The 12,738-nt window shown below is 43.8% G+C and carries 11 protein-coding genes; 8 read left to right on the top strand and 3 right to left on the bottom strand.

The window, feature by feature from the left end; genetic code table 11:
• Positions 1–70: 70 nt before the first annotated feature.
• Positions 71–406 (bottom strand): DUF3899 domain-containing protein, encoded by a 336-nt coding sequence (locus tag IGI94_RS13945; protein ID WP_005227990.1) that lies wholly within the window; start codon positions 404–406, stop codon positions 71–73.
• Between the two features lie 84 nt (positions 407–490).
• On the opposite strand from IGI94_RS13945, the gene opp3b reads away from it, so the two are divergent.
• Genes opp3b through IGI94_RS13920 form a run of 5 tightly spaced genes read left to right on the top strand, consistent with a single transcriptional unit; the run spans position 491 to position 5,509 of the window.
• Complete coding sequence (opp3b, locus tag IGI94_RS13940; protein WP_005233681.1) at positions 491–1,432, top strand: oligopeptide ABC transporter permease; 942 nt, start codon at positions 491–493, stop codon at positions 1,430–1,432.
• Positions 1,432–2,475 carry an ABC transporter permease gene (locus IGI94_RS13935; RefSeq protein WP_005233683.1) on the top strand — a complete coding sequence of 348 codons (1,044 nt, stop codon included), beginning with the start codon at positions 1,432–1,434 and terminating at the stop codon, positions 2,473–2,475. Before opp3b ends, IGI94_RS13935 begins: the two co-directional genes overlap by 1 nt.
• Positions 2,475–3,527 (top strand): ABC transporter ATP-binding protein, encoded by a 1,053-nt coding sequence (locus IGI94_RS13930; RefSeq protein ID WP_216593164.1) that lies wholly within the window; start codon positions 2,475–2,477, stop codon positions 3,525–3,527. Before IGI94_RS13935 ends, IGI94_RS13930 begins: the two co-directional genes overlap by 1 nt.
• Positions 3,528–3,541: 14 nt before the next feature.
• A complete protein-coding gene (locus IGI94_RS13925) occupies positions 3,542–4,480 on the top strand; it encodes an ABC transporter ATP-binding protein (protein WP_005233685.1) in 939 nt (312 codons plus the stop codon).
• 30 nt (positions 4,481–4,510) lie between these two features.
• Positions 4,511–5,509 carry an RNA-guided endonuclease TnpB family protein gene (locus IGI94_RS13920; protein ID WP_438899891.1) on the top strand — a complete coding sequence of 333 codons (999 nt, stop codon included), beginning with the start codon at positions 4,511–4,513 and terminating at the stop codon, positions 5,507–5,509.
• Positions 5,510–5,655: 146 nt separating this feature from the next.
• Here the strand turns inward: IGI94_RS13920 and IGI94_RS13915 are convergent, their stop codons facing one another.
• Positions 5,656–6,486, bottom strand: coding sequence for an NUDIX domain-containing protein (locus IGI94_RS13915; protein WP_005233702.1), 831 nt, complete (start codon positions 6,484–6,486; stop codon positions 5,656–5,658).
• Positions 6,487–6,536: 50 nt separating this feature from the next.
• Positions 6,537–6,812 (bottom strand): hypothetical protein, encoded by a 276-nt coding sequence (locus IGI94_RS13910; protein WP_034872151.1) that lies wholly within the window; start codon positions 6,810–6,812, stop codon positions 6,537–6,539.
• Between the two features lie 356 nt (positions 6,813–7,168).
• Between IGI94_RS13910 and metG the strand changes: the two genes are divergently transcribed.
• The 3 genes from metG to IGI94_RS13895 all read left to right on the top strand — a co-directional run bounded on the left by metG (position 7,169) and on the right by IGI94_RS13895 (position 12,716).
• Positions 7,169–9,175 (top strand): methionine--tRNA ligase, encoded by a 2,007-nt coding sequence (gene metG, locus IGI94_RS13905; RefSeq protein ID WP_005233704.1) that lies wholly within the window; start codon positions 7,169–7,171, stop codon positions 9,173–9,175.
• Between the two features lie 262 nt (positions 9,176–9,437).
• Positions 9,438–12,116: a cation-translocating P-type ATPase gene (locus IGI94_RS13900; RefSeq protein ID WP_086332708.1), complete on the top strand. Its 2,679-nt coding sequence runs from the start codon at positions 9,438–9,440 to the stop codon at positions 12,114–12,116.
• 171 nt (positions 12,117–12,287) lie between these two features.
• Complete coding sequence (locus IGI94_RS13895) at positions 12,288–12,716, top strand: hypothetical protein (protein WP_005228008.1); 429 nt, start codon at positions 12,288–12,290, stop codon at positions 12,714–12,716.
• Positions 12,717–12,738 lie beyond the last annotated feature (22 nt).

The following is a 12,738-nucleotide window of genomic DNA, read 5'->3' as shown; positions in this document are numbered from 1 at the left end:
AAAGGCTGAGACAATTTCTTGTCTCAGCCTTTTGCTTCTCATTTCAATGAGTAAAACTATAAGAGTGAAATTAACTAGTAGCAATCATTAAAAAGAGCAATGAAAGGAATAACAAGAAGACACCAGGCCATAACCAAAAGGCGTAACTCTGTTTGCCGACTTGGGATAATTTCAGATAATCTGTTTTATTTTTGGAAAAAGCTTTCTTCATGGAATATTGAAAATGGTCAAAGAAACCAGAAGCAAATACCCATAAAAAACCGCCAATGATCAAAAAGAACAGCGCCCACAAGAAAAGGGCATCTGAAAGAGCTGCTATGGAAAATTCATTTTTTATGGCTAACCATCCGCCAGAAATTGCGAGGCATAGGAGGGGTATGAGCCCACTACTTTTTTTTATTTTCATGATCTGACTCCTTTTTAATGATTCGTACTATGTTAATTTACATAATTATTGAATAGAAGTCAAAATACTTAAGGGGGAAACTGCGTGAACAGCTTTTTGAAATATTTATTGAAACGAGTGTTCTACATGGTCTTAACATTATGGCTGATTGCCACGATCACCTTTTTCTTGATGCAATTTTTGCCAGGAACACCATATACGAATGCTGAAAAATTAAGTCCAGAACAAATTGCCTTGCTAAATGAGCAAGCAGGATTGGACAAACCGATCATTACCCAATATTGGCTTTATTTGACCAATCTACTAAAAGGTGACTTTGGGATCTCTTTCCAATTTAAAAACCAGCCAGTAGCGAATTTATTATCAGGAAGAATCGGACCTTCACTGCAACTAGGACTACAAGCGATCATCTTTGGTACCTTCTTTGGGATCATTTTAGGAACGATCTCTGCAATGAAACAAAATACTTGGGTCGACACAACGTCTACCTTAGTGGCGATCTTAGGGCGTTCGATCCCTAACTTTGTCTTTGCCGTTTTGCTGCAATATATTTTTGCCATCAAACTAGGGATCTTGCCGATTGCCAAGTGGGAGACCTTTGCCAGCACGATCTTACCGACCGTCGCCTTAGCGATGTCGCCGTTAGCGGATTCCGCTAGGTTTATTCGAACCGAGATGGTGGAAGTGCTGCATAGTGATTATGTCGAGTTGGCACGAGCAAAAGGTTTGAGCCGCTGGGAAATTGCCTTCAAGCACGGTTTGCGGAATAGTTTGATTCCGTTATTGACGTTGTTAGGACCGCTAGCTGTCGGTTTGATGACTGGTTCCCTTGTCGTAGAAAATATTTTTGCGATCCCGGGTATCGGTGAACAGTTCGTAAAATCAATCATGACCAATGACTATCCAACGATCATGGCGGTAACGATCCTTTATTCCGCAATGTTGGTCTTTGTGATTCTTGTTGTTGATATTTTATATGGAATCGTTGATCCGCGGATCCGAGTTTCAGAAGGGAGTCGTGGCTAATGGCAGAGAAACCTTACACAGCAAATGATGTTGCTGCCATCGATGCAGCCAAATTTCAACCGTTACAAAAAAATACCAATGAAGAGCGTGAAGCGATCGCAACCCCCTCATTAACCTTTTTCCAAGATTCATGGCGTCGTTTGAAAAAGAACAAAGCCGCTGTTTTCTCAATCGTTTTGTTGCTGATCATTATTACGATCTCAATCATTACCATTTTTGTCTCGCCACATGATCCGACCGCGCAAAATGTGACCTTTACAAATCTGCCGCCGAAAATTCCCGGTATCAACATCAATGGCTTAAACGGCTATGCGATGGTGGGAGGCGAGCTAGTAGATAAGTATGCAGCTGCCAATGTACCTGACGGGACATATTTCCTTTTAGGAACGGATGGATTAGGTCGTGACTTATTGAGTCGTCTATTTGTAGGGACACGTATCTCCTTATTGATTGCGTTTATCGCAGCGATGCTAGATATCATCTTTGGTGTAACCTATGGTTTGATCTCTGGTCTTTTAGGTGGACGAATCGATAATGTGATGCAACGTTTCCTAGAAATCTTATCAGGTATTCCCAACTTGGTGGTAATGATCTTAATGCTGGTAGTTTTCGAACCTGGGATCTTCTCGATCGTGGCAGCAATGGCGATCACTAACTGGATTCCAATGGCGCGGATCGTACGGGCCCAAACAATGAAACTAAAAGATCAGGAATTCGTTTTAGCCGCAACAACGCTGGGGGAAAGCCGTCTTAAGATTGCGATGAAACACGTATTACCAAATATTTCCAGCGTGATCATCGTACAAATGATGTTCAGTATTCCCTCGGCGATTTTCTTCGAGGCCTTCCTAAGCTTTATTGGGCTAGGATTAAAACCACCTTCAGCATCTTTAGGGATGCTACTAAGCGATGGCTACAAAACCTTCTTGTTCCTGCCTTACCAAATGTGGGTACCGGCTGTGACCTTGTCTGTGATTATGATTGGGTTCAATTTGCTGGCAGACGGTTTGCGTGATGCCTTTGATCCGAAAATGAAAGAGTGATTGCTATGAAAAAAGTCTTAGAAGTGAAAAACTTAGAAATTTCTTTTGACACCTTTGCTGGGAAAGTCCAAGCAATCCGCGATGTCAGTTTCGATCTATACAAAGGAGAAACCTTGGCGATCGTGGGCGAATCCGGGAGCGGCAAGTCCGTGACAACCCGCAGTATCATGGGGTTGTTAGCCAGCAATGCCAATGTCGATAATGGCCAGATCCTCTTCAATGGGACGGACATTTTGAAAAAATCCGAAAAAGAACTGCAAAAAATCCGTGGCAAGGAAATCGCCATGATTTTCCAAGATCCAATGACTTCACTAGACCCAACGATGCCGATTGGCAAGCAAGTGGCAGAGTCATTGATGAAACACAACAAAATCAGTAAAAAAGAGGGCTTGCGACAAGCGTTGGAATTACTGAACCTTGTCGGCATCCCGAATGCTGAGAAACGCTTGAAAAATTATCCGCATCAATTTTCGGGTGGTCAGCGGCAGCGGATCGTTATTGCGATCGCGCTGATCTGTTACCCACAGATCTTAATTGCAGATGAACCGACGACTGCATTGGATGTAACGATCCAAGCACAGATCTTAGAGTTATTAAAAGATATTCAGAAGAAAATCAATTCGTCCATCGTCTTTATCACCCATGACTTGGGTGTCGTTGCCAATGTGGCTGACCGAGTAGCCGTGATGTATGGTGGGAAAATCGTCGAAGTGGGCACCGCAGAAGAAATCTTCTACAACCCGCAACATCCATACACCTGGGGCTTGTTGGGTTCGATGCCAACGTTAGAAGGGACAGGCGATCGTTTGTACGCGATTCCTGGTTCACCGCCGGATCTGTTGGACCCGCCAACCGGGGACGCTTTTTATCCACGAAACGAATTTGCTTTGCAGATCGATGCAGAACAGCAACCGCCGTTCTTTGATGTTTCACCGACCCACAAAGCAGCAACTTGGCTGTTAGCGCCGCAAGCACCGAAGGTAACTCCGCCGGATGAGATCTTGATTCGCTGGAAAAAATTCCAAGAAAAAAATACTCAGGCATCTGTCTAAAGGAGGAGAAACGGTTGGAAAAAGTTTTACTTGAAGTAAAGAATCTCAAACAATATTTTAACGTTGGCCGCAAAGACGAAGTCAAAGCCGTCGATGATATCTCCTTCCAAATCTATGAAGGAGAAACCTTTGGTCTAGTAGGTGAATCCGGAAGCGGAAAATCGACCACTGGACGGACGGTGATTCGTTTGAATAATCCTACCGGAGGCGAAGTTCTTTTTGATGGACAAGATGTTATGAAAATCAAAGGCAAGAAACCGCTGGCTGATTTTCGCCGGGAAGTTCAAATGGTCTTCCAAGATCCTTATGCCTCCTTGAATCCACGGATGAAAGTTCGCGACATTATTGCCGAAGGGATCGATATCAACGGATTAGCTAAAAATGAAAAAGAACGCAATGATCGGGTGGATGAACTCTTGCGAACCGTCGGACTAAACCCAAGTCATGGAACCCGTTATCCTCATGAATTTTCAGGGGGACAACGTCAGCGGATCGGAATCGCCCGAGCATTAGCCGTCGATCCAAAATTCATCATTTGTGATGAACCGATCTCGGCATTGGATGTTTCGATCCAAGCCCAAGTTGTCAACTTGCTGCAAGATCTGCAAGAAGAACATAAATTGACGTACTTGTTTATCGCCCATGATTTATCGATGGTCAAACACATCAGCGATCGGATCGGCGTGATGCACAACGGCAAACTGCTAGAAGTAGGAACCAGTGATGAAATCTATCATTACGGGGTCCATCCGTATACTGAAAGTCTTTTATCAGCGATTCCGCTGCCAGATCCTGACCATGAGCGTCAACGCAAACGGATCAAATACGTCAGCGAACCAAACGATAACCAAGAACGAGCAATGGAAGAGATCGCACCAGGACATTTCGTTTATGCCACGAAACAAGAAGCCAAGATCTACCAAGAAAAGTTAGCACAAAAAAAGGGGAACTAGCGTCAAAGGTATAGGGAGTGTTAGGAGGAGATGAAACTGGGTGTTTTAAAAGCATACAAATTTCGGATCTATCCTAATGGACAGCAAAAACAGTTTTTCATCGAAACCTTCGGCTGTGTTCGGTTTACGTACAATCAACTGCTGGAGGCGAGGATGGAGGAGCTGGCCAACAATGAAGCAAAGCAAGGGTTGACGCCAGCCAAACTAAAAAAGGAGTATCCTTTTTTGAAGGAGACCGATAGTTTGGCATTGGCGAATGCACAAAGGAATCTGGACCGAGCGTTTCGAAATTACTTTCAAAAGCGGGCTGGCTTTCCAAAAATGAAAACCAAAAAAAGTATTTGGCAATCGTATACTACGAATAATCAGCAGCACACCATTTACTTTGAAGAGGATCAAATCAAGCTGCCAAAGCTCAAAACACTGGTTCCAGTAAAAAAGCATCGGGAGATCAAAGGGAAAATCAAATCGGCAACGATCTCAGCGAAAAACAATGAAGAGTTTTATATCTCGATTCTTTGTTTGGAAGAGATCACACCACTCCCGAAACAGCAAGCGTCTATCGCGGTTGTTTATGATCCGCAGCAGCTGATCAAAGCCAACCAATCGGTACCGGTCACTTGTGAGCATGCGATCCAAACAAAACAGAAGCTGACACGAGCAGAACGCAAACTTCAGGTGAAAGCTACGGCGGTCAAACGGAAAAAAATCCTTTTGACTCAGGCACGAAATTATCAGAAGCTAAAAGGAAAAGTCGCTCGCCTCTATCGTTTTCACTGCTGTCAAAAGCGGGAATTCATCGATCAAGTCAGTTATCATCTCGTAAAACAGTACGATACAATCTATTTGGAACAAATTGCTGAAGAAACGGTTCTAAAAGCCGGTCATTACAGCATCAGCGATTGGCATCAGTTTGTTCGCAAAATCCAGTACAAAGCGCAGTGGTACGGCAAAGAACTGCGTTTTGTCACGTTGGACACGCAGGACCAACAGAAGCTAGAGCGGCTCTCAGGCGAAATGAGCAGCTGATCTGCTTGAACTGGAAGGAACGCCAGGGATCGCCTAGGGTATAGAAAAAATCTTTATGATTTTTGTTTCTAGGAACCACGTTCACTAATTATGATTAACCAGCAACCCCCTGCCAAACTATGGTTTAGCAGGGGGTTGTATTTTTTTTACATTTTATCACCTAAAAATGCGTCATTTAAGCGATAGATCTTTGAGGGACGCCCGATGCCAACGGGCTTTTCGCCGACCTCCGTAAAATATTGAAGCATGGATTTTTTAAAGTTGGAATGATCGATCATTTTAAAATCGATCCCTAAAAACTTGGCGAATACTTTACGGGCTTCCGTGATCGTAAAGTCTTTGCCTAACACAAGAAGCACTTGCGGCTCGTGCTCCATCTTATTGGCAACCCGTTTGAAGGCTTTGAGAATGATCGCGCTGTGGTCAAAAGCCAGCGTATCTTTTCCAACAGAGGCACCAGTCACCAGGTCAAGAATGATCTCGATCTCACCGCTGGTCAAATAGATTTGATTGGCTTTTCTTTCCAGAGAAAACCAGCGTACCTGATTCGCATCGTCCCCAGCACTTAAGGGCTCTTCACCAATAAATGCCAAATAGCTGACGGTGATTACCCACCCACGTGGATCACGACCAGGGGTGCTGAAGGTGTGCAGCTGTTCGATGTTTTGTTTGGAGATAGTGACCCCGATCTCTTCTTGGGTCTCACGGATCACACTTTGACCTGTCGATTCATTCGGATTGACGAAGCCCCCCGGCAATGCCCAAGAATTGCGGAAGGGATGGCCTTTTCTTTGGATCAGCGCAATTTTGAGTTGTTCTTCTTCTTTGTTGTAACACATCAACACCATATCGACGGTTACGGAGGGTTTCTCGTATTTCGGCTGATCTTGTGCCTGATACCACGTAAGAAAGTCTGCTTCAGAAGCTTCTTTCTCATAGTAGTGTTTTTCAGCTGATTTTGAGGTAAATTCTTTCATTGGTTTCTCCTGCCTTAGATAAAGTAAGTAACTGAGCGCGATGGTTTTCCTTAACGGAAAAAATAAGGAACGATCAAATTAATGAAAAACAGTGCGAGATAAAGCCAAGAAGACCGAGGGTGTTCTTTGAGTGCTAAATAGCCCCAAAGAGCGATCCATAGCAGAAAAGCTACCCGTAGGATTGCCAGCGCTGTCGCAAAAAGCGCCGCGTAATCATGGCTGTTGAAGTAAGCAAATAAAAAGGGGTAACCTGTGGTTGAAAAGAGCAAGTGCCCCACAGAAAGCGCGGTTAAAAGCAAAAAATGCTGTTTGTTTTTTCGAGTCATAGCGTTCCTTTCTATAAGAGAAGTCTTCCTCATTATAGCAAAAGAAGTACCTGTTAATCAAAGAGAGATAAAACACCTTTATTTCTTATGAGATTCGTTGTCAGGATCAGATTCTTCCCCTAGAACATTGAAGTGAACGGCTATCTGCGCTATGATAACTAGTAGAAAAGAAATACTCAAATCTGCTGGTTTATTTGCTGCGTTTTAAGGACGAAAACGATTCCTTTGCTTCTTTTAGAGCATGAAGAAAGGTCTTATTATGTCCGCTTTTTTGATTAAATTTATAGCATTTTTGGGTTGCGAACTGTATACTACCTAAGTATACACTTTACTAGTGAAAAGGAGGACTTGCGTCCATGGCTGAAAAAGAAACATTCTATATTACGACGCCAATTTATTATCCAAGCGGCAAGCTGCATATCGGGAATTCTTACACGACGATCGCTTGTGATGCGGTAGCACGATACAAACGATTGATGGGCTTTGATGTCTTTTATTTAACGGGTGTCGATGAGCACGGTCAAAAAATCGAGAAAAAAGCAGAAGAACTTGGCGTAGATCCGCAAGAATACGTCGACAAAATGGCAGCTGACGTCAAGAAATTATGGAACACACTAGACATCAGTTATGACAAATTTATCCGTACAACGGATGACTACCATAAAACAGCCGTTCAAAAAATCTTCCAGCAATTGCTTGATCAAGGAGATATCTATCTTGGTGAATATGAAGGCTGGTATTCTGTTTCTGATGAAGAATACTTTACTGAAACGCAATTAGCAGAAGTTTACCGAGATGAAGAGGGCAAAGTCATCGGCGGCAAAGCGCCAAGCGGTCATGAGGTAGAATTGGTGAAGGAATCTTCTTATTTCTTCCGCATGAGCAAATACGCCGATCGTTTGGTTCAATACTATGATGAACATCCAGAGTTCATTCAACCAGAATCACGCAAAAATGAAATGCTGAATAACTTCATCAAACCAGGTTTAGAAGACCTGGCTGTTTCCAGAACGACCTTTAAATGGGGCATTCCTGTCACGGCTAGTCCTGAACACGTGGTGTATGTTTGGATCGATGCGTTATCTAACTATATTACGGCATTAGGCTATGGCTCAGAGGACGATTCCTTGTTCCAAAAATACTGGCCAGCTGACGTGCATATGGTTGGGAAAGAAATCGTGCGTTTCCATACGATCTATTGGCCAATCATGCTGATGGCCTTAGACTTGCCCTTACCGAAAAAAATCTTTGGTCATGGCTGGTTGATGATGAAAGACGGCAAGATGTCGAAATCAAAAGGCAATGTCGTTTATCCAGAAATGTTAGTGGAGCGCTACAGCTTAGATGCGTTGCGTTACTATCTATTACGGGCGGTTCCTTTTGGTAGCGATGGTGTGTTTACACCAGAAGATTTCGTTTCTCGTTTGAACTACGATCTAGCCAACGACTTAGGCAACCTGCTGAATCGGACGATCGCCATGATCAATAAATATTGTGATGGCTTAGTGCCCGATTATGCCTCAAAAGTAACGCCTTTTGATAGCGAGCTGTCAACGACTGCGGCCAATGTGGTTGGTCGTTACCATGAAGCCATGGATAAAATGGAATTCAGTACGGCATTGTCAGAAGTTTGGACATTGATTTCCCGTGCCAACAAATACATTGACGAAACCCAACCATGGGTGTTAGCCAAAGAAGAAGAAAAGCGCGCGGAATTAAACAGTGTGATGGTTCATTTGGCGGAAAGCTTACGCATCGTTGCGATCTTATTGCAACCGGTGATGACAGAAACACCAGCCAACATTTTCCAACAATTAGGACTGGCTTCTGTTGCCATGGATCTGAAAGATTTACGCTTTGGTGAATTTCCAAGTGGCACGAAAGTCGTTGCCAAAGGCACACCGATTTTCCCTCGGTTGGAACTTGAAACAGAAGTAGCCTACATCCAAAAGAAAATGGCTGAAGGGACACAAAGTCCAGAAGAAACAGTCAAATGGAATCCAGAAGAAACCACATTGCAATCAGACAAAGCCGAGATCAAATACGAAGACTTCGACAAGATCGAATTAAAAGTGGCAGAAGTCGTTGATTGTCAAAAAGTCAAAGGGGCCGACAAGCTGCTACAATTCCGCTTAGCTGCGGGAGATGATCAAGATCGTCAAATTTTATCGGGGATTGCTGAATTTTATCCAGAACCACAAGATTTGATCGGCAAAAAAGTCGTGATCGTTGCCAACTTGAAACCACGGAAAATGCGGGGGCAAGTCAGCCAAGGAATGATCCTTTCTGCAGAAGACAATGATGGTCGTCTGCAAATCGTGGAAGCGCCAAAAGGCATGCCAAACGGCTCGGTCATCGCTTGATTTTTAAGAGAAATTCTTTGTTGAATTTCAGCGAAAATAAAATTGCCAGACCCGAAAAGTTTTTGTATAATGTAGGTTATTGATATGAACATGAGGGAGTAATTGGCGGATTTTATCTGCGGCAGTATCACCATCCTGAAAGAAATTTCTGGTGCTGTCTTAAACAGTGAGACTTATGTATGCTTAGACAGTGCATACATAAGTCTATTTTTTTTCATATCATGTACAATAAAGGAAGAGTAAGTATAAAAGGAGGAGAAACATGTCAGAAGAAAACAAAAAGGAGCAGCTATCGCAGGCGTTTTATGCGCAAGAAGCGCAGCATGTTCTGGAAGAAATGCAAACAGATGCCAATGGATTAACGAACGATGAAGCGCAAAAACGCTTATCTGAGTATGGTCCCAACGAATTAGAAGAAGGCAAAAAGAAATCGATGGCACAAAAATTCTTTGAGCAATTCAAGGATTTGATGATCATCGTTTTGCTAGCGGCGGCGATTATCTCAGCAGTCGTTTCCCATGAAGTCGTGGACTCAATTATTATTTTAGCAGTTGTCATTATCAACGCGATCATGGGTGTTGTTCAAGAGGCAAAGGCAGAGCAGGCCATCGAAGCACTAAGAGAAATGTCCACACCAAATGCCAATGTCCTGCGTAATGGTCATACCGTCACCATCAAGAGCGATGAATTGGTTCCGGGGGATATTGTCCTATTAGAAGCTGGCGATGTCGTACCGGCAGATTTACGCCTCTTAGAAGCAAGTTCGTTAAAAATTGAAGAAGCCGCTTTGACCGGTGAATCCGTACCAGTCGAAAAAGAATTGACTGTCATCGAAGGGACGGATGTCGGGATCGGCGATCGCGTCAATATGGCTTATTCAAACAGTAATGTGACCTATGGCCGCGGAAAAGGGGTCGTGGTCAATACAGGGATGGGAACCGAAGTTGGGAAAATCGCTGGCATGCTAGCTAGCGCCCAAGAAACCGAAACACCATTGAAACGTAACTTAAATGAACTAGGAAAATTCCTGACGATCGCCATCATTATCATTGCAGTGATCATGTTCTTTGTTGGAACGATCTTTAACAATACGTCATGGGTCGACATGCTATTGACTTCGATCTCATTAGCAGTAGCGGCGATCCCAGAAGGGCTGCCAGCGATCGTAACGATCATCTTAGCCTTAGGTACGCAAGTAATGGCGAAACGAAATGCAGTGATCCGTAAATTACCAGCGGTTGAAACCCTTGGGGCAACGGATATTATCGCTTCTGATAAAACTGGTACTTTGACGTTGAATCAAATGACCGTGGAAAAATTGTATGTCAATAACAAACAACATGCTGCTTCAGAAGATATTCCGTTAGACAACATGGCATTAAAAGTCATGAACTTTGCCAATGATACAAAATTTGGTGAAGAAGGCAACTTGATCGGTGATCCGACCGAGACCGCATTGGTGCAATTCGGGATGGATCAAGGATTCCATGTGCGGGATCTCGTCAATCAAGAACCACGGATAGCGGATCTGCCCTTTGATTCTGACCGAAAACTTATGAGTACGATCCACCAACAAGAAGACGGCCGCTATTTAGTTGCTGTCAAAGGTGCACCGGATGTCTTACTAGGCAGAACCTCAAAAGTACTATTGGATGGCCAAGAGCTACCAATGACGAATGAAGAAAAAGAAAAAATCTTATTCAACAATACCGATATGGCAAAACAAGCGCTGCGGGTATTGGGAATGGCCTACAAATACGTAGATCAAGTGCCAGAAAACTTAGAATCAGAAATCGTCGAAAATGATTTGGTCTTTGCTGGCTTAGTCGGAATGATTGACCCAGAACGGGCAGAAGCAGCCGATGCGGTACGTTTAGCCAAAGAAGCTGGGATTCGTCCCATCATGATCACCGGAGACCACCGGGATACAGCTGAAGCCATTGCGGGACGTTTAGGGATCATCAAACCGGGCGATGATGATGCTGTCTTGACCGGCGCTGAACTCAATAAAATGAGCGAAGAAGAGTTTGCCCAAAAGGTAGCCCACTATTCAGTCTATGCGCGGGTATCGCCAGAACATAAAGTCCGCATCGTCAAAGCTTGGCAGCAAGAAGGCAAAGTCGTTGCCATGACCGGTGACGGGGTCAACGATGCACCATCACTGAAGCAAGCCGATATTGGTGTTGGCATGGGGATCACAGGTACCGAAGTTTCTAAAGGTGCTTCCGATATGGTCCTAGCAGATGACAACTTTGCTACGATCGTCGTAGCAGTGGAAGAAGGACGTAAAGTTTTCTCCAATATTCAAAAAGCGATTCAATACTTGCTAGCCGCTAACCTAGGGGAAGTTTTGACCTTGTTCTTAGCAACCTTGTGGGGTTGGGACTCGCTATTGCCGATCCACTTGCTTTGGATCAACCTAGTAACCGATACCTTCCCAGCAATTGCCTTAGGAATGGAGCCTGCTGAAAAAGATCTAATGAAGCATGCACCGCGGGGACGCAGTTCCAACTTCTTCTCCGGTGGTGTGATGAGTAGTATCATCTACCAAGGGATCTTAGAAGCGGCAACCGTGCTGTTTGTTTATTGGTCAGCGATCCAATGGCCCGTCCACAATACGTATGATGCGATCCATGCCGATGCCTTAACGATGGCCTTTGCCACGTTAGGATTGATGCAATTGTTCCATGCCTTCAACGTCAAATCGATCCATCAGTCGCTCTTTAAAGTAGGAGCATTTAGAAACAAAGCCTTCAACTGGGCGATCCTGTTGTCCTTTGCGTTGATGCTAGTGATCTTCATTGTGCCAGGATTAAACGATATCTTCCGTGTCGCACACCTTGACTTGTATCAATGGGGCATCGTTTTAGGCGCCTCCTTTGCGATCATTCCAGTCGTTGAGATCGTCAAAGCGATCCAACGAGCAATGGGACGCAAATAAGCCAAAAATAAACAGAAAAACAACGAATGGTCTGCTGTCCTTCTCCATGGGCAGCAGGCCTTTTTTTGCTGGATTATTTTCGATAAACCCTATGGCTGTTTCTTGACCTTTTCATTTGCAGCAAGAAACGGTAAAATAGAAGATAATAACAAAGAAAGTAGGGGACCCACTGTGCGACCAAACTTAGGTTTTTATGTACAAACAATCAACGATCTTGTCAAAGAAACAGAAGCAATCGGGGAGAAAATGAATCCCAATTATGAAGAGATCCGCAAAGCGATCGACGAGAAGAAAGAAGCAGAGGTAACACCTGAGCGGCTAGCTGAGATTACCAGAATTTTTAAAGAAGGCACAGACAAATACCGCTTGATGCTGGAAAAAATCAGCAAATTGCGTCCACCAGCGAATGTGATGGGGATCCATAAAAAATTCGAGCGAGCGTATATGAAATATGTTGCCGGCTGTGATGAGATGATTTTGAGTCTGGATAACAAAATCGACCAAGAAGCCTTTGATGCAGCTGAAGCTAAGCAAGATGAAGCAACGGACGAAATTTCTTTTGCTATCCAACGGATGACCGCTTTATTGTTAAAAAAATGATAAACATTCAAGTTAAACAAGA

This window comes from Enterococcus sp. AZ149 (assembly GCF_051714285.1).
In the GTDB taxonomy this organism is placed as follows: Bacteria; Bacillota; Bacilli; order Lactobacillales; family Enterococcaceae; genus Enterococcus_D; species Enterococcus_D entomosocium.
Note: the sequence above shows the minus strand (reverse complement) of the source record. Positions and strands in the feature narration are given on the sequence as shown.

Bases quoted from the DNA above. Each gene is read 5' to 3' on its own strand.
- IGI94_RS13945 (WP_005227990.1), bottom strand. From the start codon at position 406: ATGAAAATAAAAAAAAGTAGTGGGCTCATACCCCTCCTATGCCTCGCA.
- IGI94_RS13935 (WP_005233683.1), top strand. From the start codon at position 1,432: ATGGCAGAGAAACCTTACACAGCAAATGATGTTGCTGCCATCGATGCA.
- IGI94_RS13920 (WP_438899891.1), top strand. From the start codon at position 4,511: ATGAAACTGGGTGTTTTAAAAGCATACAAATTTCGGATCTATCCTAAT.
- IGI94_RS13915 (WP_005233702.1), bottom strand. From the start codon at position 6,486: ATGAAAGAATTTACCTCAAAATCAGCTGAAAAACACTACTATGAGAAA.
- IGI94_RS13910 (WP_034872151.1), bottom strand. From the start codon at position 6,812: ATGACTCGAAAAAACAAACAGCATTTTTTGCTTTTAACCGCGCTTTCT.
- metG (WP_005233704.1), top strand. From the start codon at position 7,169: ATGGCTGAAAAAGAAACATTCTATATTACGACGCCAATTTATTATCCA.
- IGI94_RS13900 (WP_086332708.1), top strand. From the start codon at position 9,438: ATGTCAGAAGAAAACAAAAAGGAGCAGCTATCGCAGGCGTTTTATGCG.